General features: G+C 48.2%; 19 protein-coding genes. 1 reads left to right on the top strand and 18 read right to left on the bottom strand.

The genetic code is table 11. From position 1 onward, the window contains the following. Nucleotides 1-174: 174 nt before the first annotated feature. The 5 genes from kdpA to ytxJ all read right to left on the bottom strand — a co-directional run bounded on the left by kdpA (nt 175) and on the right by ytxJ (nt 4,943). Entirely contained in the window at nt 175-1,854 is a 1,680-nt protein-coding gene (gene kdpA, locus NKT06_RS01230) for a potassium-transporting ATPase subunit KdpA (RefSeq protein WP_301289671.1), read from the bottom strand. A gap of 59 nt (nt 1,855-1,913) precedes the next feature. Beyond that, entirely contained in the window at nt 1,914-1,976 is a 63-nt protein-coding gene (locus tag NKT06_RS31830; RefSeq protein ID WP_353884092.1) for a potassium-transporting ATPase subunit F, read from the bottom strand. Nucleotides 1,977-2,299: 323 nt separating this feature from the next. Then, on the bottom strand, nt 2,300-3,496 hold the full coding sequence (locus tag NKT06_RS01225) for a spr1629 family repressor/antitoxin (RefSeq protein WP_253429147.1): 1,197 nt from the start codon (nt 3,494-3,496) through the stop codon (nt 2,300-2,302). 38 nt (nt 3,497-3,534) lie between these two features. Then, complete coding sequence (locus NKT06_RS01220) at nt 3,535-4,293, bottom strand: spr1630 family ClpXP-sensitive toxin (protein WP_253429145.1); 759 nt, start codon at nt 4,291-4,293, stop codon at nt 3,535-3,537. 110 nt (nt 4,294-4,403) lie between these two features. Then, a complete protein-coding gene (gene ytxJ / locus NKT06_RS01215) occupies nt 4,404-4,943 on the bottom strand; it encodes a bacillithiol system redox-active protein YtxJ (protein ID WP_253429143.1) in 540 nt (179 codons plus the stop codon). A gap of 227 nt (nt 4,944-5,170) precedes the next feature. Between ytxJ and NKT06_RS01210 the strand changes: the two genes are divergently transcribed. Continuing rightward, nucleotides 5,171-6,025, top strand: a complete 855-nt coding sequence (locus tag NKT06_RS01210) for a hypothetical protein (protein ID WP_253429141.1) — start codon at nt 5,171-5,173, stop codon at nt 6,023-6,025. 100 nt (nt 6,026-6,125) lie between these two features. On the opposite strand, the gene NKT06_RS01205 is transcribed toward NKT06_RS01210, so the two are convergent. The 13 genes from NKT06_RS01205 to NKT06_RS01145 all read right to left on the bottom strand — a co-directional run bounded on the left by NKT06_RS01205 (nt 6,126) and on the right by NKT06_RS01145 (nt 24,677). Continuing rightward, nucleotides 6,126-6,554, bottom strand: a complete 429-nt coding sequence (locus NKT06_RS01205) for a VOC family protein (protein ID WP_253429139.1) — start codon at nt 6,552-6,554, stop codon at nt 6,126-6,128. Nucleotides 6,555-6,721: 167 nt separating this feature from the next. Next, nucleotides 6,722-6,910 (bottom strand): hypothetical protein, encoded by a 189-nt coding sequence (locus tag NKT06_RS01200; protein WP_253429137.1) that lies wholly within the window; start codon nt 6,908-6,910, stop codon nt 6,722-6,724. Nucleotides 6,911-7,066: 156 nt separating this feature from the next. Next, on the bottom strand, nt 7,067-7,294 hold the full coding sequence (locus NKT06_RS01195) for a hypothetical protein (protein WP_062837704.1): 228 nt from the start codon (nt 7,292-7,294) through the stop codon (nt 7,067-7,069). A 188-nt stretch (nt 7,295-7,482) separates the two neighbouring features. Next, entirely contained in the window at nt 7,483-8,355 is an 873-nt protein-coding gene (locus NKT06_RS01190; RefSeq protein WP_253429135.1) for a sugar phosphate isomerase/epimerase family protein, read from the bottom strand. A 12-nt stretch (nt 8,356-8,367) separates the two neighbouring features. Continuing rightward, a complete protein-coding gene (locus tag NKT06_RS01185) occupies nt 8,368-9,243 on the bottom strand; it encodes a sugar phosphate isomerase/epimerase family protein (protein ID WP_253429133.1) in 876 nt (291 codons plus the stop codon). A gap of 17 nt (nt 9,244-9,260) precedes the next feature. After that, entirely contained in the window at nt 9,261-12,368 is a 3,108-nt protein-coding gene (locus tag NKT06_RS01180) for an alpha-mannosidase (RefSeq protein WP_253429131.1), read from the bottom strand. Beyond that, nucleotides 12,365-14,677, bottom strand: a complete 2,313-nt coding sequence (locus NKT06_RS01175) for a glycoside hydrolase family 3 N-terminal domain-containing protein (protein WP_253429129.1) — start codon at nt 14,675-14,677, stop codon at nt 12,365-12,367. Before NKT06_RS01175 ends, NKT06_RS01180 begins: the two co-directional genes overlap by 4 nt. 50 nt (nt 14,678-14,727) lie before the next feature. Further along, a complete protein-coding gene (locus tag NKT06_RS01170; protein ID WP_253429127.1) occupies nt 14,728-16,947 on the bottom strand; it encodes a helix-turn-helix domain-containing protein in 2,220 nt (739 codons plus the stop codon). A gap of 175 nt (nt 16,948-17,122) precedes the next feature. Next, nucleotides 17,123-18,760 carry a type 2 periplasmic-binding domain-containing protein gene (locus NKT06_RS01165; RefSeq protein WP_253429125.1) on the bottom strand — a complete coding sequence of 546 codons (1,638 nt, stop codon included), beginning with the start codon at nt 18,758-18,760 and terminating at the stop codon, nt 17,123-17,125. Between the two features lie 128 nt (nt 18,761-18,888). Further along, the gene (locus NKT06_RS01160; protein WP_253429122.1) at nt 18,889-19,797 is read right to left on the bottom strand and encodes a carbohydrate ABC transporter permease; all 909 of its coding nucleotides are present in this window, start codon (nt 19,795-19,797) and stop codon (nt 18,889-18,891) included. A 15-nt stretch (nt 19,798-19,812) separates the two neighbouring features. Continuing rightward, nucleotides 19,813-20,790 (bottom strand): ABC transporter permease, encoded by a 978-nt coding sequence (locus tag NKT06_RS01155; RefSeq protein ID WP_483311555.1) that lies wholly within the window; start codon nt 20,788-20,790, stop codon nt 19,813-19,815. Nucleotides 20,791-21,169: 379 nt separating this feature from the next. Continuing rightward, complete coding sequence (locus NKT06_RS01150) at nt 21,170-22,582, bottom strand: alpha-L-fucosidase (RefSeq protein ID WP_253429120.1); 1,413 nt, start codon at nt 22,580-22,582, stop codon at nt 21,170-21,172. Nucleotides 22,583-23,618: 1,036 nt separating this feature from the next. Then, the gene (locus NKT06_RS01145) at nt 23,619-24,677 is read right to left on the bottom strand and encodes a Gfo/Idh/MocA family protein (protein ID WP_253429117.1); all 1,059 of its coding nucleotides are present in this window, start codon (nt 24,675-24,677) and stop codon (nt 23,619-23,621) included. Nucleotides 24,678-24,800: the final 123 nt, after the last annotated feature.

The raw sequence follows: 24,800 nt of genomic DNA, 5'->3' as shown, positions 1-24,800 counted from the left end.
CGTTGAATATAACCTCGATTGTTATCCGGCTCATTGCCCTTCGTTCTAAACATTTCTGTATCCATGTGTTGCATCGGCTGCTCCTTCTTTCGTTCGACTGCATTCATCGTGCACTGCCACCTCCATACGTTACGTCGATACACCAATTACCCTGTAGAGCCCCTGTCGTATCCCTCATTGAATCATTGCCAAGTGTTCTGCGATCGGTCCAAGGGCAAGTGAAGGGAAGAATGTAAGTGCGCCGACAACAACAATCATCATGACCAGAATGCCAGCAAAGAGAGGTGTGTGTGTCCGCAATGTACCTGTGGTTACAGGTACAACCCGTTTCGTAGCAAGTGAACCCGCGATAGCGAGCATGGCGATCATGGAAACGTACCTTCCCAGCAGCATAACGATACCAATCGCGATGTTGTAAAAGTCTGTATTGGCATTCAGTCCGGCAAAGGCCGATCCATTATTGGCTGCACCCGAAGCAAAAGCATAGAGAACTTCGGTCAGGCCATGCATGCCCCCGTTCGAAATGGACGCAACTGCTTCAGGCCGCATAAGTGCGAGTGCCGTTGGCGCAAGAATAATCAAAGGATGAATGAGCAAGGCGATGGATGCGAGCTTCACTTCTTTGCCCTCGATTTTTTTGCCCAGGAACTCAGGTGTTCGTCCCACCATCAATCCACAGATAAACACAGCCAGAATCACATACAACAGTCCGTTGATCAGCCCTACCCCTTTGCCACCAAACACATTATTGAGCATCATCTGGGCCAGTGATACCATGCCTCCAAGTGGAGTGAGCGACTCGTGCATATTGTTGACTGAACCTGTTGTGGCTGCCGTCGTGACTGCTGTGAATAAAGCAGACTCGGGTATGCCGAACCTGACCTCTTTCCCTTCCATATTGCCCTGCAGACCTGCTGCATCCAGCGCAGGTACACCGCGATATTCGGAGACAAATACCGTGGTCAACATCACAAGGAAAAGAAAACTCATCGCTGCGAACAAGGCCCAACCTTGCTTCCGGTTATTGACCATCAAGCCGAAGGCGTAGACTAACGCAGTTGGCAACAGCATCATGCAGACGATATGCACCAGATTGCTCAGGGCTGTTGGATTCTCGAATGGATGTGCAGCATTGGTTCCAAACCAGCCACCACCGTTGGTGCCAATGTGTTTGATCGACTCCAGTGAGGCGACCAATCCACGTGTAATGGTCTGCTGCGCGCCTTCGAGCGTCGTTGCGTTAACCGCTCCCGCGAGCGTCTGAGGCACACCCTGGAACACGAGGAACAGGGCCACGATGAAGCTCAGCGGTAAAAAAATCCTCGTAATCGACCGTACAAGGTCGACGTAAAAGTTCCCCAGTTCATCCCGGCGGCCTATCAGCCCGCGAATGAACGCAATGGCTACCGCGAACCCCGTCGCTGCCGACGTAAACATCGGGAATGTCACTGCCAGCATCTGTGACAGGTACGACAGGGCGTTCTCGCCCGTATAAGACTGCCAGTTTGTATTGGTCATGAACGAAACAGCCGTATTAAATGCCTGCGCCGCTGGCATATTGTCAATCCCATCCGGATTGAGCGGTAAATATTTTTGCAGTCGCAGCACCAGAAACATCAATACCAACATTACAAAGTTCGAGAGGAGAACCGCCGTGAGGTACTTTTTCCACCCCATGGATTCATTCTCGCGTACGCCCATTACTCGATAGAGCAGTCGCTCCGGTCCGCCAAAAATCCGATTCAGCCCCGTTCGCTGTCCATCGAACACGTTCACTACATATTTCCCCACCGGTTTCACCAGCAGCAGGATGATAAGCAGCGTCACCGCTACTTGCACTACACCGATACCCATATCCGCATTGCCTCCCTATTCGACTTTCCCTTGTTCCCGCATTACGCACATCGTCAGCATCAGAATTTCTCCGGCTTCACCAGCACATAACCGAGATAAATCACCAGTGCGAGTACAATCATGCCGATGGCAATCATTCCGCTCCCCCTCTCTACCCTCAAGCCTTTTCGCAGAATTTCACAAATCCCCAAAACACCGCAAACAGCAGCACAACCAATCCAATCATCGTGGTATCATTCACCATGCGCCCTTCCTCCCTCTCTCTACCGTTCTCTGCACCTGCTACATGTAAAATCGTAATATGAAACGCTGTAAAAAAGGGGTAAAGAAATGCCACCACAGGTGTAAAAAAAGCGTAAAAAAGACCTGTTTTCCTCAGCCATGGGCTGAAAAAAACAGGTCTATAATCGTTTTATACGGAGCAATCCTTTACCTACCAGTAATTTCAAGAACTACGTGTAGGCATTTCCCTAACATTTTGAATGCTAGTTTCAGGCTTCTTCGTCATGTACTTGTTAAAAAAGTCCGTGTTTATTCCTGTCATATGATGAAAGAAGGAAGTTTCCACTTTCCAATCCTCCTCAATCATATAACGGATATCCACAAGACCTTTATTGGAAAGCAGGTCAATAATGGTTTTAATTCGCATCGGCTTTTGAAGTGGAATCTCCCTGTCGAAAGGCTCCTTTTCCAGATATCCTCTTCGGTGCATCGCCGCATAGAAATTACGATGATCCTTAGCTTCCATCATTCCTAGATGTGCTGCTCTGTATCCCAACACTTGTAGGGAAGTCTTCCATTTATTTTTCAAATCAAGATATTGATCGGGATTCGTCTTATAAGTGATTTCATTCATGTCCGATGAAAACTCTTCTTCGGGCAATAAAAATGCACCCGCAAACAGATTAGCTTCATTTTCAATCAATTTGTGTTCTTTTCGGTCCAGATTGACAAATTCAAGACGATAATGAAGCAACAAATGACCAAGCTCATGTGCAATATCGAAATTCCTACGAACCGCAGAACGTTTGATGTTGCCCAGTATGATAAACGGACGATCATTTCTTGTCCAAAGGCTGTACGCATCAATTTCTTCACCAATCGCTTTTTCAAAAACATATACACCACTTTTTTCAATCCGGAACATCAGGTTCTCATTCGTGGATGGCTCCATATTCAGCCGTTGTCTCGCAAGATGGGCAACATAATGGATCTGAGTCGTACGGTCATCGTCTGTATGGTTCATATACTCAATTGCCTCTTCCCGCAATTGGATAATATTCAGTGTGGGGAGGCTGATCTGAGCGGTAATATAATTAATGAACGTGTCCAGATATTCTACATGCTTTGCTTCTGTCTGTGTCTTGGATATCACATTCATCACTTTCGAACGATAGGCAATGTTCATAACATCAATGTTGGCTGCATTATTACGCTGTGTAAGCATATCTTTCGTATAAAAATACTTGCTTTTCACACTGAAAATGCGTTTCAACTCATTCACGATTGGAACTTTGGGAGAGGTATAAGCATTTTCATATTGCCAGACTGCTTGTTCTGTCACACCTAATTGTTCGGAGAGTTGCTTTCTCGAATACCCATGCATGATCCGTAAATTGGTCAAATTTTCACCAACGAACATGCTGCTCCCTCCTTACTGGACTGCGAACTACCAAGGAATCAACCCCGCTGTTCTTCTTCCAAAATCTCAATATCATAAGCCGCCGGATCAACGATATCTTCCATATCTGGTGCAAGTACCTCACGGTCACTCTCATTTAACTCAGCACCTGAGATCAGATCCGACAAATCTTCTATAAAATAAGCTATATTATCATGCGGATTGGGCAGATAATGCTGAACCTTCGAAATTTGGTATGCATCATCAATGGCATAAGTGAGTATATGAAATTCATTATACGTAGATGCAAGATGTTCAAGTTCTTCTTTCACACGACTAACCTGACTCTCTGAGAGGGGAAAAGACAGTTGCTCAACCCTCTCCAACTCACCATGTTCATTACGGCGTTGTTGAATCAAAGAAAATTCCAGATCGTTATTAATCTTAGAGAGATCGTGTAAATAGGTACGGAAAGCACCTTTGTTGTCAACGCCCGTAGGTAGCTTGGCACTGGAAAAACTATTCTCATTAAAGTAGGCTGCGTTCTTGATCAGAAACAGAACTTTTGATTCTTCATGTGTGAACTGGAGATAATCCCATGTTAAACCTGCTTTGGATTTCTTGTGAGTGAATCCTTGTTCACCGCAATAATCTGCGATTTTGCTCTCAATAAAATTACCCTTAGTCCAGGCAAAGGCTGAACTAATCTTCATGTTTCTCTTCCGATCTTTACGGTGATCAATATATTCGCGGTATCCTTCAACAATAGCATCAACAAGCATCTGACTATGTTCCGACTTGAACTTATATTGTTCCATATAGATCACTCCGATTCATAAATATGAAGACAAGTTATATTTTAATCGAAGTTCGTGTGCAAAGATATGATTTTTTTTGATATTTTTAAAGTAAACCTATCTCATACACTTCATCCAAACGGATGCTGTGCCCACTGCAATAATCTCTTTTTCGTGATTTTGCCATGGGAGGTATGTTTGACAACTTGCCCCTGATCGAGCAGAAGTACCTGTGGTGACTCATGGTGAATCTCTGTCTCTTCCGCAATATGGCGGGACAAAGAGCGATTTTCAATCACTTTGACGATGCGGTAATCCATGGGATGTTTCGAATCGGAAGCATTGGTACCTACAAACGCGATAAACTCTCTGTAGGCTCTCGCACTTATCGGACACGTTGTGCTGTGCTTCAGGATAAGCACCGGATGATCCTGTGAGCGTTGAAGCGCGTCTTCCCAGTCACCCGTTTTGTGCAATTCATGGACATGTTCGCTGAGCATATGTTCCGAGTCTGAACCCGTACGTTTACTAACCACCGAACCAATGACAATGCCAAGCGCCAAGCCAAAAGCAATCCCGAGTCCAAGTTGCTGTGTAGCTGCGCCAATACTGACCCCCATGGCAACACCTATAGCCAGCCATACGGCTTGATGATTCACCTTTTTTTCCATACAGATCTTCCCTTCCTGAAATATGTATATCCATGCTATATAACAACTTCTACCCTTATATTCTGATCAAATTATAGCACAGGCCTCTGTGAGCAAGCTTTGATAATCTTCATCTCCGAGTACAGATTTCAGTGATTGGATTTAAGCAAAATGCCCATTTGTGATACACTGGTTGTAATTTGGAAACGATGAACATGAAGAATGGATTGGAAGGGCGGAAATTCCATATGACATACGCGTTTATGATTGAACCACAGGATTTTATTACGCTGGATAACGAAGATGAGCTGATTGAGAAATGTCAGGAGTGGGGCCTGCTTTCTGGTAAAGCGACCAAACTCAAAACGTTCTATTATAAAGGAAACGGATTAAACATGCCGTGCACCATCATTGGATATGTCGATCACATGGCGGCCGTTATTCAACTGGATAATGGACAAAAACATTGCATTCACCCGTCGTATCTGAAGGAAATGCAAGCGTCCAGTTACAGCGCCAGAAGCATAAGTAATGCGGGGCCAGATCGCAGCACAGAATCGTCAACTTCGGATACAGTCGCACCAGTCTCTGCTGATGTTACGCCAACTCCAGATGCCCTGGTTAACCCGGATGAAATTCCGGCGGATCTGGATGATTCAGACGACACGGACACAGATGAATTCTCCTCGGGGATGAAGGGTGATCCGGATGGGCTAGTAGAAGCGTATGTTGGACCTCAGTCCGGGGCAGCCAGTGAAGCCAAACCCAAAGCCAAAACAGCGAGCAAGGCCAAGGCCGTTAAGATTGATCTGCCAGAAGGCAAAGTGAAGATGAGCGCCGTTGTCAAAGAGTTCACTACCGTACCGAATCACTTCTCTGACAATGACGATGAAGTCATCATCTATGAAGCAGTTACCATCACGGAGCCAGACGTCATCGACGTTGGGGAAGCGTGGTCGAGCCACAGTGCTACTGTTAAGAAACAAGAACTGGAAGTGGGAGACGTTATCACGTTTGAAGCCAAAATCATCAAGAAGAAGCTGACACGTAACCCGGTTCCTTATAAAATCAACAACCCTTCCAAGATTCAGAAGGAAGGGTAATCCCACGCCGTATAGGGAAAAACAAAAAACCTCCAGAACTGCTCAAAGCAGATCGTGGAGGTTTTGCCGTTTGTAGGCTATATTAGCGAAGAGTACGCTCTTAAGCTTGTCCCGGTTTAGCACTGATCTGAAAATGTACGCCGAATTTGTCGACTACCGAGCCGTAGGCTGGACTCCAGAACGTCTCTTGTATCGCCATTTCCACTACGCCGCCATCTTCCAGTTGGCTGAAAATAGCTTTGGCTTCATCGACAGTATCCGTGTTCACAGTAATACTAACATGATTACCTATGGTGTACGGCATGCCTGGAAATGTGTCGGACAACATTAATACCGAGCTGCCAATCTGCAAAGAAGCATGCATAATACGGTCTTTCGCTTCTGGCGGGATGGGATGATTCGGGTCAGATGGACCGTCACCAAATGTTTGAAGCGCGAGCACTTCCGCTCCAAATGCCTTTTGATAAAAATCTACCGCTTCACGTCCATTACCGTCTGTTATCAGATACACATTCAAGCTGATCGACATGCATTCTTCATCTCCTTGGGCTCATGTAATTATACGATTCACGCCACTTGCGACATGAGTATATATGAACAGGTTGTCCTTTGACAAGCATATATTTCTGCACTCATCTCTGCGGACTTTTACACGATTAGGGTTACCAACATATTCTCAATCCATCCCTCTCTCCACTAGTTCTTTCGCTTGCGTATATCGTAGAGAATACTGATCAGAACACCCGGAACCAGTGCTGCAAAACTGGCATAGATCAGACACCATTTCAACAAGGTAAATATCGGAGTGAGTTCAGCAAGCACAGGCGTACGTTCAGGATAACGATACATGATCAGAGACGCGGCAGTATAAATGCAATAAAACATGCAAATACAATAACCGCAGCTACAACCCATCTCCAATTTACCCTTTGATAGAACCAGTCTGACGCTTTATTCAGCACGTTCTGTCCCCTTTCCGATAAAAAAAAGACCACTCTCCCGAATCCTGTCGGTCAAATGGTTGTGTTCAATCCTATGAAGTTATCGAGCTTGAACGATGTTATCTATTTCACTTTTCAATAAGAGGTATCGGTGAACACTTCTCATGATCGGGACCTTCGTTAGTTTGTTCTTGTCCACGTACAGTTTCATCTGGTCTTTGGTCAAACCAAGCAAACTTCCAGCTTCCGATACCGTCAACACTACCTCTGGGTTCGTAGCATTAAACGTCTTCTTTACTTTCTGATTCCAGTCCTCGAATACCTGCATAGATCAGTGACATCTCCTATCCATAGCCAGTTATTATCAGGCTGAATATATCCATTATACCACACTTGTGATGCTCGTAACTTAATCCTTGCACAGAACCATATTCTGATAGGCTTTTTCGCTTGCTGTAGTATGAGAAAAAGAGCCACGTCTGGACGCGGCCCTTAATTATCTCCCCATGATGTTCGTTACGCTTCTTCCCAGAAGCGGCGCAGGTTATCCATGGCGATTTTGGATGCGGATTTGCATTCCTCCATGCCTTCGAACTCCACTGTAATGTGACCATCATAGCCGGAGTCTTTGATCAGCTTTACAATTTTACGGATCGGAATATCCCCTTGCCCAACGATGGCCCCACGCAGGAAGTTGCCGTAGGCCGTCGTAAACCATTCACCCTCACCTGGGTGCTCATCATAAGGACGGAAGTAGAAATCTTTGAAGTGGACCAGAGAAGCGTACGGCAGACTTTTCATGACGCCAATGATCGGATTCTCATCCACGCACATGAAGTTGCCAATATCGAGTGTTGTTCTGAAGTTAGGACGATCCACAGCATGCAGCACACGTTGCACCCGGTCACTCGCCTGCACACTGAAGCCGTGATTTTCAATGGTTGTCGTGATGCCAAACTGCGCAGCATAGTCCGCAATGATCTGGCTTCCCCGTACCATTAGAGGCAGATGTTCCTCGAACCAAGCGATGGTCATCTTCTCCTTTGGCAGGGTAAACGCCGTGACGTCATGACGCATATGTTTTACACCCATAAGGTGTACCACATCCACATGTCTTTTGACCCGGGCCATCTCTTCTTCAAACGCCTCTTCCGTCTCCTGTACGAAATTGGCTGGCATCGAATAGTTGGACAGTTCAATACCCGCAGACGCTGCCCGTTCCCGAATCTCATCCGCCAGATCGTGATTATCCTCCACGGTATAGCCGTAAGGTACCATCTCCATATGCTCACCGCCGTTTGCCGCAATCCAGTCGATTACATCCAGCACCGTCATCTCACCGGAATTCAAATCGTTCAACAAACTATACGTACTCAGGCCCACTTTCATCTGCTCAGCTCCCTATCGATATTGTTGAATGAATCGAACTGCCTTGCGAATATCCTCCTCCGGCTGATGACCAACCTCGCGTTCAATCGTCAGATAACCGGTGTAGCCAATCTCCTGAAGCGCTGCAAAGTATCCGTCAAAATCAACACCACCTTCGCCCAGTGGCACCTCACGAAAGAACGTTCCGGACGAGACCATCTCGGCAATTTTTTCGTGATCCATAGGCGCATAACCGACCGCTCCGTATACGTCTCGTGGGTCGACTTCCTTCAACCGCACACCATCCTTCACATGGGTATGTACGATGTAATCCTTAAGCAGACGAACGCCCTGCGCCGGATCATCTCCAGTCACCATCACCATATTTGCCGGGTCAAAATTCACCGATACCCCGTTGGTCGACAGTGTATCCAGGAATCCTTTCAATTCAGCTGCCGTTTCCGGTCCTGTCTCAATGGCAAAATATGCGCCAACACTTTTGGCGTATTGGCCCAGTTCCTCACAAGAAGCATGCAACGTGGCATAAACCTCCGATGAAGGGTCATGTGGAACAATGCCGATATGTGTTGTGACGATGTTGGTACCCAGATCAAGGGCCAGATCCACAATCCGCTTCGATTTCTCCACTTTCCACGGATTATCTTCCTTGACCTGAAAACCATGTCCGCCAAGGTCACCAACCAGTGCTGAAATTTCGAGACCCAGCGAATCGATGTAACTCTTCAGCTCCTTGCGCGCCGCAGGTGACAAATTTTCAGGGTCCATCTCTCCCTTGACGGCGTATATCTGCACACCTTCTGCACCTACGTCCTTCGCCTTGTTTAACCCTTCCCGCACACCTACGCCAAAGCTATCCACGATGACACCGATCTTATTCGTTAATTTCATGTCATACCTCCTGAAGATTACGTATTTGGATTCACTGGAACAAGTTTCACTGACTTAATTTCATACGGTTTGAATGTCAGTTCGAATGTGCCGTTCGGACAAGCCAACGGATGGATCTCATCCTCCAGCAGATTAATGACAGACGCCTTGATTTCCTTTTTAACCCATTCGACATGTACCGTTTCCCGACCTCCTGAAGATTCGTAGAAACGCAGCACCGTTCCCGAGCCATCTTCCGCGGGCTTGATTGCATCCAGAATGACATGCTCACTATGGAACTGAACCCAAGCGTGTTCAGATGGCAAGTGCCCCGAAGATGGACTCGCTGTTACAACCTCCACCGGATGATTAAGCTCCATCGCGCGGCGAACGACAGCTGCTTGTCGCCAATCTCCCTGATGTGGCAGGAACGAATATGTGAATTCATGGTCGCCCTGATCGGCATGTTCATCCGGCCATTTCGGGGCGCGAAGCAGGGACAGGCGGATCGTCCGATCCTTGATGTCATACCCGTATTTGCAATCATTCAGCAAACTCACACCACTGTTACCCTCTGAGATATTCGCCCAGCGATGCCCACAGACCTCGAACTGCGCCTGTTCCCAACTGGTATTGTTATGGGTTGGACGCTCCAACGCTCCAAACGGGATTTCATAGGCTGCTTTGGCTGCCACCAGATCCACCGGAAATGCCACCTTGAGTAGCTTATGACTCTCATTCCAGTTCACTTTCGTATGGAAATCAACACGCCGCTGGTGGTGATGCAAAATGATATCCTGGCTGATCTCCGATTGATTCAGCTTCCACACATAACGCAGCACATCTCGCGTAGCTCCGCGCTGTACAACCTCTCTGGAGACCAACTGCACCGCACCTGCCCGCTGGGATTCAAACCGTGGATCGATATCCCAGGCATCCCAGTACGTCGGTTTGTCATGGAAAAACTGCCACTCATTCGCCCGATCACCGGGCTTCAGCCAGTCGCGTCCTACCGTTTTGTCATACCACTTGGTGATCTCTCCCAAGTCATTGAACTCAAGCGTGTAAAATTCGGTTTCCCATGTGGAAGGGAAAGATTCTTCTTCCCTTACTGGAAGGTTAACATCCGATGCCTCGCGTAGCCATATGGTTGTATACCCAAAAGCAGGAATCGATGGAACATGCACAAGCAGCGTACACTTGTCTTCCTTTTGCTCCAGGTCAATAGCCAGACGGTTTCCTTGACGATCGAATGCAGCCATCCCGGCGAGGTGGGCCCCTCCTGTAATGGTGATATTTTCTCCACGTTCCCAGCCGAGGCTGTTAAATATAATGTAGGGAAGACCATCAACATCATCGGTTGCAATGTTCTCCGCAAGGATATGCAGCGTTTCCCGCAGTGCGGATGTACCTAATGTAAATACCTTCGTGTACTCCTCCGTGGACGTTACGTATACTTCAGGAATCGATGTTCCCGGAATAATGTCATGGAATTGGTTGAGCATGATCAGCTTCCAGCCTTCATCCAGATCATTCTTCGTGTGTGCAGCACAAGCTCCGGCAAATTGCCCCCAGATCTCCGCTTCCCGGTACAATACCTCTGCCTTTCGATTACTACGTTTGTTCCTCGCATGAGTCGTATAGGTTCCCCGGTGTAACTCCAGGTACAAGTCCCCGTGCCACTTTGGCAACGTTGAATTATTGGACGATATGTCTTCAAAAAAAGCGCCTGCCGTGCTGAATTTGCTGATTGGCTGCCCCACCATCAAGTGAGATCGCTCTGCAAACTCCACCATCTCATTCGTCACACCGCCACCACCATCGCCGTGTCCGTAGAGCAACATCTGCTCGGGATGCACATCCTTCTGTTTGTACGATTGCCAATGTTCATCCACATCTTTGGGCCGCGTATGCTCATTCACCCCATGATTCAGATACGCCAGCACTGAAGTACCGTCAATGCCTACCCAGTCGAAGAGGTCATAAGGAAACGCGTTGGTGTCATTCCAATTCAGCTTGGTGGTCACAAAATAAGGAATATTCGCAAGCTTCAGCATCTGCGGCAAGGAAGCACAGTAGCCGAAGGTATCGGGCAGCCACTCGATATTGGAGCGTTTGCCAAACTCTGCCTGGTAGAAGTTCTGTCCATACAGAATCTGCCGGACCAAAGACTCGCCACTCGGAATATTCAGATCTGGCTCCACCCACATGCCCCCGACCAACTCCCAGCGCCCTTCAGTAATGCGTGCTTTAACTCGCTCGTACAGCTCCGGGTAATGCTCTTTCACGAAGGCATACAGCTGCGGCTGGCTCTGGGAATACACAAAATCCGGATACGTATCCATCAGGGTACACATGGTCGAGAACGTGCGACTGGACTTGCGCACCGTCTCTCGCACAGGCCACAGCCAGGCAATATCAATGTGGGATTGTCCAACCAGATGCATGAAGCCACTTCGATATTCCTCCGGGTCTTCCTGCTGCACTGACTGTACCAGTCCATGTTCAAAATTCTGTATCCATGCTGCATCCGTCCAGCGGTCCGGATTATTGTACATCTCATCCATCACCTGGTGAATGGCCTGAACAAGTGCCATCCGCTTGGGCTCCTTCTCGTTATATGCCCGGAGCGACTCGGCGAGTACCGTCACGCTGTACATCAGGCTCTGCAAAGGCTGATTGATATGAACCAATGCTGCCCGAATGCCCTGAATAGGCGGCTGAATAACAGCTTGTCGGTTGAGTGGGTCATGCGGCTCCGGGATCGGGTCGTAGAGTTCAATCTCCAACTGCGGCGCATTGCCTACTCGACTTCTCGGAAGAGGTACGAATCCGTGATTCCGATCCAGTCCGTGATAAGGCACGCCATTCACCTTCAGCAGCCCTTCTCCTCCAGTCTCAAAAATTAACCCAATGGCTTGATCCTGCCAACTGTCCGGAATCTCCACACGTTTACTCAGAAAATACGTCGTTCCGTGTACACTGTTCAGCGGATTCAAGCTTTGCATTGCCTTGTCCGCCTGCTCATACTCGTATTCCCCTGGCCGAATGTATCTGGCCTTCTGCATCTCCCACGCTGGAAGCTCGATCGTATCCAGCCACTGCGACCGGTTCATATCCTCAATGAATCGTTGAATTCGAATCATACCTCCACCCCCACCTTCTGAATGTGCAGACTGCAAGCGGTCCAGTCAGCAGAATTGCGGCCAACCATGAGTATGAATTCACCTGGTTCCACAACAGACTGGAGACGGGAGTCGATCAGTGCGAGGTGTTCTTTTTGCACAGGGAATGTAACGGTCTGGGTCTCTCCTGGCTCCAGATGGATTTTACGAAAACCCTTCAAAGACATTTCAGCCCGGGTGACTGAAGCCGACACATCCGTGATGTACAACTGCACAACTTCACTTCCCGCAACCGCTCCAGTATTCGTGACTTCAACCATCACCTGCGCTTCATCTTCTGGCCCGATCACTTTCGGTACTACCTTTACATTCTCGTATTTGAATTCGGTGTAGCTCAGTCCATAGCCGAACGGATACTGCGGCGCAAGATCCATCTCCAGATACCGCTTGCCACGCGTACGCTTGGCATGATAGTAGACGGGAAGTTGCCCAACATGCTTGGGAATGGAAACGGTCAGACGACCGGATGGATTCACGTCGCCAAACAGAATATCTGCGATGGCGTTACCACCTTCCTGCCCTGGGTACCACGCCTCCACAATGGCCTGAACATGCTCATCAATCCAAGGTTCGGCAATGGGACGGCCATTAATATAGACCACGATAACCGGTTTACCCAGCTTATGTAGCTCCTGCACCAGCTCCAATTGAACACCCATGAGATTCAGGGAAGCCCGGTCAATACCCTCGCCGCACTCCATATCATTCCATGGGTCATCGGTTACCACAGACGCTCCTGTCCGCAAGTCGATCGTGCCTACACCAAAATCGCGGGCGCTGGAACCACCCATCACCATCACGATGACATCGGCCTGTTCCGCACAGGCGAGCGCTTGCGCAAAGCCCTCTCTGGAATCGCCTTTAATCCGGCAACCAGGTGCGTACAATACCTGACCCGAATCCACGCCAAGCTTGCGCGTAATACCATCCAGTACGGTGACGATCTGTTCTCGCGGCTGTGGCGAGGTATAGTCCCCGAGCTGGTTATAGATATGGTTCGCATTCGGACCAATGACAGCTAACTTCGTACCTGTTTTGGCAAGCGGAAGAGTATTCCCCTCATTTTTCAGTAAAATAATCCCCTCCTGTGCAACTTCTCTCGCCAGCTGCATATGATCTACACATCCGATGACCTGCTCTGCAAAGTCAGGATCAACGAAGGGTTGCTCGAATAACCCCAGTCTGAATTTCATCTCCAGCACCCGCGACACAGCCAAGTCCAGATCTTTCTCTTCAATCAGCCCCTGTTCAAGTGCCTGACCGAGATGTTTGCGATACATGTACCCGGACATCTCCATGTCTACTCCTGCCTGAAGAGACTGCGCTACGGCCTGCTCCCCGTTCTCCGCGGTGTTATGTCCATGAACGAGCATCTGAATGGCGCCAAAATCAGTAATCACAAACCCATCAAATCCCCACTGCTCGCGCAGCAGGTCATTCAGCAGATACGTACTGGACGTACACGGTACGCCATCAATCTCGTTATAAGCAGTCATCACGGAACAAGCCCCGGCTTCCACTGCTTTTTTGAACGGCAACAGATCTATTTCATGCAATTCACGTAATCCCATATGCACAGGTGCAGCATTGCGCCCACCCTCCGAACTGCCATAAGCTGCAAAATGCTTGAGTGTCGCCACAATTGTCTGGTTGGAATCAAGGTGGTCACCCTGTAGTCCCTTCATGGCTTCTACTGCGAATTCACTAATTAGGTATGGATCTTCGGCAAAACATTCCTCCGTTCGCCCCCATCTCGGGTCACGCACGACATCAAGCACCGGGGAATATGTTGCCGCTCCCCCCTGGCTCCGGGTCTCCACAGCGATGGCTTCACACATCTTGCGGTATAATTCCATATTCCACGTGCTGCCCACCGTTAACGGAACGGGAAATACAGTCGCCCCAATCGCCATATGACCGTGGGAGCACTCTTCCCCGAACAAAATGGGAATGCCCAGCCGGGAATGCTCCATGGCATACTGCTGAATGACATTTGTGGCAACGGCTCCCTGCCGTGGTGTCAGACCTGTCTCCAGCGTTACTTCAGTCCATGGATCGGCCCGAAGCACACCATACAGAGAACCGACACCGCCCTGTTCCATGTCCGCTTTGAACTCTTCCGTCACCCGTACTGTACCATCAGCTGCTTTATCATACGTCTTCCAGCCCATCGGCTGGATGAGTTGTCCAATCTTCTCGGCTGTTGTCATCCGTCCGATCAGATCCTGAACCCGCTCCTGAATGGGAAGCGAAGCATCTTTATAGTCCATATGCACATTCTCCTTATACGTTCGGAATTAGTTAGGCTCGTGCACTTACATCACATGGCCTTACGGTAGTCACTTGGCGCTACACCCACCACGTTCTTGAAAGCCCGATTGAAGGAATTATAGTTGGTATATCCCACTTCTTCACTGATCTCCTGAATGGCCTTATCCGTCTCCTGCATGAGCAGTTTGGCTTTTTCGATGCGATGACTAATGAGCAGATCCACAAACTTCTCCCCAATCTCATCCTTGAAAAGCTTGCTCAGATACTTCGGATTAATATCGAATCGATCACTAAGGTAGTTCAGCGACAGATCGGGATTATTGTAATGCTCTTCGATGTATTTTCGAATCTCTAGAATATGAGATCTGTGTTTACGCGAACATTGCAGCGTCTTCATCTGCAGGGCCAGTTCCCGGAAACCTTCCCAGCACAGCTCACGCAGATCATCCAACGTCTCCCAGCCCTCAAGCCTTGGGAGAAGCGGGGTGAATATCGCAGCCCACGAATCCTGGTACTCACGTGGAAGTTCGGCAAATTCGCGATTGTAATGTTGAAATAACAATTGGATCGTATTCATAATCTCCTGACGGGACAGGACGGACTCACTGATTTGTTCAAACAGTCTCTCAAAATGCTTTTCCCAGACATCGTCCGATAAACGCATCGCCTGTACCAGCAGTGAGATGGTCTTCAGGAACTCATACACATCATTGGTCGAATTCGGTACATCGCTACACGGAATGATGCGATTTATCCCCAGTACAGCCTTGTACTCCAGCGCATGCACAGCTTCTTTCAATGAAGCTCTCAGCCCCCGAATATCGACAGCAACCCGACCCACACCAATGGTCACGGTGAAGTTCAGATACTGATCGATCCTGTCCAGATAACCAGCCAGCAATCGATGCTCCGTCTCCTCGGCCTGTTCCATGTCCGGCATCCAGAGGATGGCGTATAGACGCTGATCGGAGATCCATTCAGCCCATACTTCCGTTCCTTCATGACGCGCACTCTCCTGCAGAATACTGGATAACACGAATTTCAGGAGGGATTGGTCCTGATGATGATACTCCGTCACAAATGCATCATACCGATCCATTTCAATTACCATGACGGCCCAACGATGCTCCAGCTCAGGCAGTTTGAACTTCTTCATCTCTGCTGTCAGCTCCGTGCTCGTAAAGTCTCGTGTGCCTTCAAGCAATTCCTGAAAGAACATTCTTTTCTGCAAAATCAGATTCTCTTCATGCTCCTCCTGATATTGTCTCGTCTGATCAATCATGCGTTCCAGCGTGGTATGGATGAAACGGAACTCATTCTCTTTGCCATAGTTCAGTCCGGATTGCTTCTGCGAGGAGACGGTCTGAATTAACGTAACAATCTGCTGAATCGGCTTGTAGTTTCTGCGGGTCACATAGATCACCCACACCACGCCAATCAGCACAACCACCACAGCAAAGGCAAACCAGATATTATAAAATTGCAGAGCCCATTTGACGATTTTGCCGTTATTGAGACCTGTCTGCACCTTCCAACCGCTATAACTCGACGTAAATTCAGAGAAAACTTCTCCCGACGTAGTTTTAGTGGAGGCTGTAACCCCTTCGGGCATACTGCTATCCCACAGATTACCGCCTGAACGGTTGAAGATGTTCACAAACGTGAATTCCGGATCATACATCTGCATGATGGACTTCCTCAGGGTACTCAGGTCTACGTTCGTGACTACAAGTCCCTTGCCGTTCCCTACACTTCGCACAATTGTAATTACCTGCTCCGTTGCTTGTGAAGGGAAAGCCCGGAATGCTCGTGCCCCTGCCCACTTTTGTTCATCCCTCGTCCGGCTATCTGCAATAAAGTCTGCATCCGGGAACTCTTCAATCGGAACAGCCTTCCCGTTACTGAAGACCGTGCCATCTCCATATCGAACGAGATATATCGAATCGATCAGCGGATACTCTATTTTCAATTCATCAACCACCTGGACCGCCTGAATGCCGGCATACACATCATCGCTGCCAGATACCGAGAAATAATTCTTCAAGTTAGGGTTGGTCAAAATCTCACGCAGTACCTTGAAGTCAATGGAACGCAAAGAGTTGTCCAGATATTGCGTGACCTGTGAGGCCAGGAATTCATTGGCCTTAAGCGCTTCTCTACGGTTCTGTTCATTGAAGACCTGGAAAAAAATAAAGAATAGAATGGTCGTCACAATAAAGAAAACAGGCAGATACGATAACAGCAAACGTCTAAACCAATTGTTGTTCATCTCCGAGATCCCCCCACCGTTACTGTTCATGCTGAATGACGACAAACATTTGTGCTGATCACTAATTTTCCATAAATATTCAGTACATTATATCGGATGACGTGGGGTTGTCATAGGAGAAGACCGTCCCGGTCACGGGTGACAGACGGGACAGCCTCTATATGGAATCCTTCAATTATTGATTCTTCTCAATGGCACGCTGGTAGATCTCAAGGTAATTACTCAACCCCAGACCATCAAAGCCTTTAACATACGAATCCCATTCCTTATCAATGCTCTTGCTACCAATAATGAACTGCGCCATATTCGTCTGCACATAATCCTTGATGGCAGTAGTCAATTGTGCAGCTGATTCCGTATCCTCTGGACGGATAAACACGTTCGCAGGATATACTTCTTTTGGTGCATAGGGTTCATACACATTGGTCGCTTGAGCCAGACGTGTACCATAACCCTCTGCTTCCAAAGGGTTCTGCCCTTCGGCAAACAGATTACGGAATGTGTTGGACAAGTCATGCGCTCCGATCTGTGACCAGCTCTCATTCACAACAACGTTCGGATCACGCTCAGGCAGGTTGTAGTAACTGTATTTGGCAGGCTCGCCATTGATGTTTTTCTCATCGGCATCTGCCTTTTTCCAGCCCTTGCCTTCGGTTGGTCCATACTCCGCGTACAGTGCACCTTCTTCACTGAACATGTAGTCGACAATTTTGATGGCGGCAATCTGCTGTGCTTCTGTCGCTTTGTTGGTAATGGCAAACTCAAACTCACCGACGCTCTGTGTGGCACCTGTTGTCTGCACGCCATCCGGCCCTTTCAATGGAGGGACAATATCCCAGTGTTGGTGACGAGTGATGTCTTTGTCATAGGTATTTACGAGATAACTGACCAGCGCCGTTGTAATGGAGCCAACCACTTCATCGCCTTCTTTGTTCCCCAGTTGTCCAATCGCCTGATCGTTCTGCGTGAAGGAAGCTGGATCAATCAAGCCATCTGCATAGAGCTTGTTCATGTACTCCAGCCCTTTCTTCCAGCCTTCCTGATTGGCGGCAAAACTCACCTTGCCATCGTTCACAATCAGGTATTTGTCGTTATCATTGTATATAAAACTATTCATCAGGTAGGCATCAATGTTGCCATTCCATACATACTTGTTCGGTGCGCCCGTAAGTGGAATCTCGTCGGCTTTCCCGTTACCGTTTGGATCTTGTGTCTTAAACGCCTTCAGAACGGTATACAGTTCATCAGTTGTGGTTGGCATTTTCAGACCCAGATTATCGAGCCACTCTGTGTTGATCCAGTATTTCTGTGCATACGTGCAGTGGTAACATTCATTGAAGATCGGCAGTGCATAGATGTTGCCATCCGGTGCCGTAATGGCTTCTTTGAAGTATGGCTTCTCTTCCATAATCTTGGTCAGGTTCGGACCATACTCCTTAATCAGATCTTGTAGCGGAAGGAACACGCCCTGTTTTCCATAGGTTTGAAGGTCTGAAGTGGTGAACTTGCCGTGAAGAAACACTTCCGGATAATCACCACTGGCCAGCAGCAATTGTCTGCGATCCTGCAAGGCATCCGTTGGGGCCAGATCCCATTTCAGGGTAACGTCGAACTTGTCTTCGATAAATTGGGTAAATTCATTCTCTTCCATGGACGCTTTGCCTTGCGGAGCAAAGAAGGTCATAGTTACAGGACCACCGCTCTCCCCGCTACCGTCGCTACTTCCACCCGACTCCTCGGATGAACTGCATGCGGACAACAAAGCCATCGAAGCAAAGACCAGAAACAACATCGAAATCCAAGATTTTCTCAATCTGACTCCTCCTTTTGTTCATAACGGCAAATTATTGAGTTGTACAGCACGTATATAAAATCGATCCCGGAAGCCGGCGTGTTCCTTCCACCTCCTCTCAAGAGGCATCCGGGCTTAATTCACAAGGATTAACCTTTGAGGGAACCCACCATGACCCCTTTGACAAAATGCTTCTGTACAAATGGATACATGATCAGAATTGGAATACTCGCTACAACGATCAGCGCATATTTCAACACCTGCTCGAACCCTTGGTCCCGCATCTGTTGGCTGGTATTGGCAAGCATCGCCGGATCAGCCGCGTTCAGGATGAGCAGATTGCGAAGCACGTATTGCAGAGGGAACAATTTCTCAGAGCGCAGGTAGATCAGTGCATCAAAGTACGCATTCCAATGACCTACGGCATACATGAGTGTCATAACCGCCAGAATGGGCTTTGATAAGGGAAGAACCACGCTGATCAGATACCGGATATCCCGGCAACCATCCATCTCTGCGGCCTCTCCAAGCTCTTCCGGGATGGAAGATTGGAAGAAAGTCCTTGCCACGATGACTTGGAACACCGCGAGCGCCCCGGGCAACCACATCGCCCAACGTGTATCCAGCAGGTGTAAATCCTTCATCAGGAGGTAGGTGGGTATCAGACCGCCATCAAAGAACATCGTGATCATCATGAAAATGATAATGGCTCCTCGTCCATAGAACGACTTGCGTGACAAGGGATACGCCAGCATGACAGTCAGTGCCACGTTAATGAACGTGCCCACCACGGTGTAAATGATCGTGTTATAGAAACCGAGCATAAGCTGTTGGCTTTTGAATATGGAGATATAAGCCTTGATGTTAAAATCGACCGGGAACAGCCACACCTGACCGGATGTGACGGCACGGGAAGAGCTGAACGAAGAACTGATGATATACAAGAGCGGGTAAAACACCGTTAGCAGTATGGCAAACAGAAAGATATAGTTAAATGTCATGAAAATGCGATCACCGAGCGGGTCCTTGATCCGGTTACGATTAATCAGGTTGAACATGGATAAGCTCCTCCTTTACCACAAGCTGTTCTGGGATACTTTGCGGGATATGCCGTTGACGATAACCAGCAGGATCAGGTTGATAATGGAGTTGAATAACCCTACTGCCGAGGAGAAACTGAAATTCGCACCAATCAGACCCACCTTGTACACATACGTGGAGATAACTTCCGAAGCGCTTGTGTTCAGCGGATTCTGCATTAGGTATATTTTTTCGAAGCCCACGCCCATAATGCTGCCCAGACTCAGAATCAGCATGATGACGGTGACTGGAACGAGTGTTGGAAGGTCAATGTGCCAGATTTTCCGTAGTCGTGATGCGCCGTCCATCTTCGCTGCCTCATACAGGGATGGGTCAACACCAGCAAGAGCTGCGATATATATGATGGATGAATATCCCATGCCCTGCCACACACCTGACCAGACATAGATCGATTTGAAATATTCCGGAATGCCCATGAAGTTGGTCATTGGGAAGCCGAGCAGTGTGAACAGCTTGTCTACCACGCCCACATGTGGGGAGAGCATCAGAATGATAATGGATACCATGACAACGGTGGAGATAAAATGCGGAGCGTAAGTGACCATCTGCACGGTCTTCTTGAAGTAACCCGTTCGAATCTCATTCAGCGCCAGCGCCAGCAGGATGGGAATGGGGAAACCCGCAATTAAGGAATAGAAGCTTATGCCTATCGTGTTTTTGATTAACAGCCAGAAATTTGGAGATTGGAAGAAGGCTTCAAAGTGTTTGAATCCGACCCACGGGCTTCCCCAGATTCCTTTAACCACACTGAAGTCCTTGAAGGCGATCTGAACACCCACCATAGGAATGTACTTGAAGATCAACAGATACAACACCGGGGGCAGCACGAGCAGGTAGAGCTCCCAGTGCTTCTTGAGGCTTCTGATGAATGGATGCTGCCGCTTGGGCTCCACATGTTTCCTCTGCTGGAGTTCCATCTTGGCGGGTATGCTTTCCGTAGCTCGACTCATTTGCGTCACTCCTTCTACACCTCAAGTGTAATAATACATTACATTTACATCCCTTAAACAACCTTTTTCCGGTTTCATTTTGCTTGTGAATCATAAATGATGTAAACATTCATATCAGGTAGCGCTTTCTTGATTTGATAGTACATCGCACGGTAAACTTTTTTCAATTTGCAATTTTCTCCGACTTCTCTTTATTCCATAAACCCTTGTGTGGCAAGCGATTACGAGCTGTTTTTGGTGGGAATTTTGTTCCTTATGTATGAATAAAAAAATCCCGGAGGCGGTTATACCTCCCCCGGAATTGACATGGCGTTCTATGCATGCATGTTCAAAAAGTTAACGATTCAGCACCGAGAAGGGGAACACACTGGAACAATCTCTATGCGCTTGTGATCAATCTGAACGTATGTGTGATGGGTAATGCACTGGTTGTAACCGATTGTGGAAGTTCCACGAGAAGTCCATCTTCCGTATGCTGATACGTAAGTACGTCATCGCTACCGATGAGTTCGACCCGCTCTACCTTTTCCAGATAAGGAATGACTAACTGTGGTTGTACGCTCTCATGTTCGTTTCGGTATAAACGGAAGGCATATACGGTGTTGATCTCTTCCTTCTGCGTGAAGGCCCAATCTTTCGTAAAATATGGCCCGCAGATCCGGGTTCCATAGACCCCTTCTCCATGAATACCCAGCCATTCACCGAGGCCCTTGATGCCTCGAATTGCCCCTTTGGGCAGACGCCCATCGGGTTGTGGTCCTACATTCAGCGCCAGGTTACCACCCTTGGACACCACTTCGAGTAGAATATGTGCCAGCTGTCTTCCCGTTTTATACTGATCATCGAATCCGAAGGCAAAGGAGTTCCCCACGGTAATACAGCTCTCCCATGGAATGTTCATCGGATGTTCCGGTATGGTCTGCTCGGGGGTAACGATATTCTCATACGGCCCACCGACGGTACGATCTGCGGACAGGAGCCAAGGTTGTGTGGTCTGACGCGCCCGTTCCACAACTTCTCCGAGCCTGATATCCTGACCATGGCGACCTTCGCGCACCCAGCCGGCATCCAGCCACAGACATTCGATCCGTCCGTAATTCGTCAGCAGCTCCATGATCTGCTCATGTGTGAACTCTACGAATTGCTCCCACAGCCATGGATACTTATGGGGATCATACGAGGGCCCGCGCCACATATGGCGTCCACGCTCCATACCGGGTGCCCAATAATACGGGGTATGCCAGTCCGCTTTGGAGAAATACGCCGAGATGCCCAGTCCTTTAGCCCGAAAAGCGTCAAATAGTGCTCGACAGATGTCCGCATACTTATGGGTATGAAAAGGGGTATCCTTGCCCGTAATCCGGTAATCCGTCGTCTTGGTATCCCACATGCAGAAACCGTCATGGTGCTTGGTGGTGAACAGGAAATATTTGAATCCGTTATCTGCCGCCATCTGCGCCCACTCCTCGGGCTGGAAACGAATCGGATTGAAGGTTTTGTTGAGATCGAAATATTCCCGTTTGAAGTCTTCCATGTCATCCGTCCAGTCGATGTCATCACGCGACCAATCGCCATCCTCGTCGCTCAGCGCCCAGGACTCCACGAGGCCAAGCTGGGAGTACGGCCCCCAGTGCATCATCAGCCCCAGCTTCTGGTCCTTGAACCACTCCAGCCGTTCATTCAGCAGCGGGTTCTCCGGTCTGATCCACTCTTCCTCTTTGCTAAAATTGTGCACCCCGGCTTCGACAATCTGCTCTTCCTGCTCCAGTACGGTTTCTTTGGTTTCGCTCATCCTGATTCATCTCCTCGGATTAGAATAAAAGATAAACCTTTCATGTTACGCCTGGTCACTCCGAGTGCAGTACCATCTTTCGATCGCTGTTATCCCCAGATTTTTTGATTATTGTCCTAAAGGGAAAATCCGGGGATAAAGGCGAGCGCTTCGCTTCTTCAGATTGGTTCTGCACTCTCCGTTTTGGCGTAAACGGTATGTTTAACTATTATGGGGCGTAGTAACTTTGTTATTTTGATTGCGGTGCCATCTCCAATTCCTATGAAACCCTTATTTCCTCCTTTTTCCTCTGGAAAATCGGGAGGAGAAGAATGAGTTCTTCGCTGCTTCGGATTGGTTCTGCACTCTCCGTTTTGGCGTAAACGGTAAGTTTATCTATTAAGGGGCGTAGTAACTTTGTTATTTTGATTGCGGTGGCATCTTCAATCACTATGAACACCTTATTTCCCCCTCATTTCTATAGGGAAATCCAATGGCGGAAGGGGCAAGCTTTGCTGCTTCGGACTTGGCTTTGTGTTCTCCGTTTTGCTGTAAACGGTAAGTTCCGACATATAAAGGGCGTAGTCCGTCCATCGGTCCGATTATTTTGCCGGCTCCAATTACTATGAGTCCCACATTCTCCTCTTGCCTCTAGGGGAATGTAAACTGGCTGATCCTGGCGAATGGAAAGAAAATTTTCTAAGGAACTCAGGGCGTCTTATTTAGCCTTTTGGTCCTCTTTTTAAATTGTAAGGAACAACAGACAACTTATTTCCCGAAATTAGCTGTTAATAACGCTGTAAACTGCTGTTTATTCTCATATAGCGTGTGTCAGGTTCCTTAGATTTCTGCTAGCGCTTCGAATCCTTCAATAAGACGCCTCAGATTCGTTAGCGCTCGCTCCATGCTCTGCTCCGACCGCAAGGCGGGAAGGACGACTCCAAATCCCGCCTGAAGCGGAGCTTTTCATTGAAAAGGAACGAAGTGCTCATAACTTTTAATGCCACGGTAGTCGTAAAATATCAACGTAGTGTATCAACGCCATACAATTCTACCTTTACAGTGTGATTTCGCGGCCCTGACGGGCTGATTCGTAGATGGCACAGAGCATTTTCATTACTTCGACACCATCTTCGACGGGGCTAAGTGTTTCTTTGCGGCCCTGTGTACTATCGATAAAATGGTTGATTTCATTGCGGAACGAGCCCATAAAGTCGAATGATTTGAAATCCACCTGTGGGGTCATGTTCAAAATAGTGTTGAATTTCTCACCAATGATCGAAATTTCCGGCTCCAGCTCGGCTCCGCCTTTGTCGCCATATAGTTTGACTGAAGTCTCATCCGCTTTGGCATGAAGCGTGAAACTGACATCCACGAGTAGGCTCGCGCCGTTCTCAAAACGAATCAAGGCATTTGCCATATCCTCAACGGTGTTCTGATCTGCGTCATAGTCTGCTGCTTTGTAGAATGACAGGTTGTTAATGTTCGAGCGGTTCCCCAATCGGTTAGACACTTTGGCGGAGACGGATTTCACCTTCGGTCTGCCCATCAGATACCAACAAATGTCGATCACATGCACCCCGATATCGATCAGCGGACCGCCGCCGGAGCGGTTGATATCGGAGAACCAGCCACCCGGATTGCCCAGACGACGCAGACTGGAGGCTTTGGCATAATAGATCTCACCCAGTTCACCCTCATCGATAAACTTCTTCAGAATCTGTGCATTGTCACTATAGCGGCGAACAAAACCAACCTGCAGCAGCTTCCCACTGCGATGAACGGCCTTCTCTACCTCGAGCGCATCCTCCACCGTTTGGCAAAGTGGTTTCTCACATAACACGTTTTTGCCTGCGTCCAGCGCAGCAATGCTAATCTCGGCATGAGAATCGTTCCATGTACAGATGCTGACGGAGTGAATCTCGGGCATTGCGAGAAGTTCTTTGTAATCGGTAAACACATGAGGTGCATTATATTGCTTCGCCACTTCTGTGGCACGTTCTGCATTCAGGTCGCAGATGGCATATATTTCAACGTCCGGGTTACTGGCATAGGCTTGCAAATGGCAATCGGATATGGATCCGGCACCGATGACGGCGACTTTCAATTTGGACATAGTGCTGATTCCTCCATAAATAAAATAAATAAAGTTCTGCAGAGTAGACGTTACGGTTGCGAATCGTTCTTCCGATCGCTCTTATCCCCAGATTTCTTCAATTCCCTTCTTCCAAAGGGGAAA

It is taken from the genome of Paenibacillus sp. 1781tsa1 (assembly GCF_024159265.1).
Lineage (GTDB): Bacteria > Bacillota > Bacilli > Paenibacillales > Paenibacillaceae > Paenibacillus.
The sequence above is the reverse complement of the archived record's forward strand: the minus strand, read 5'-3'. Positions and strand labels throughout refer to the sequence as shown.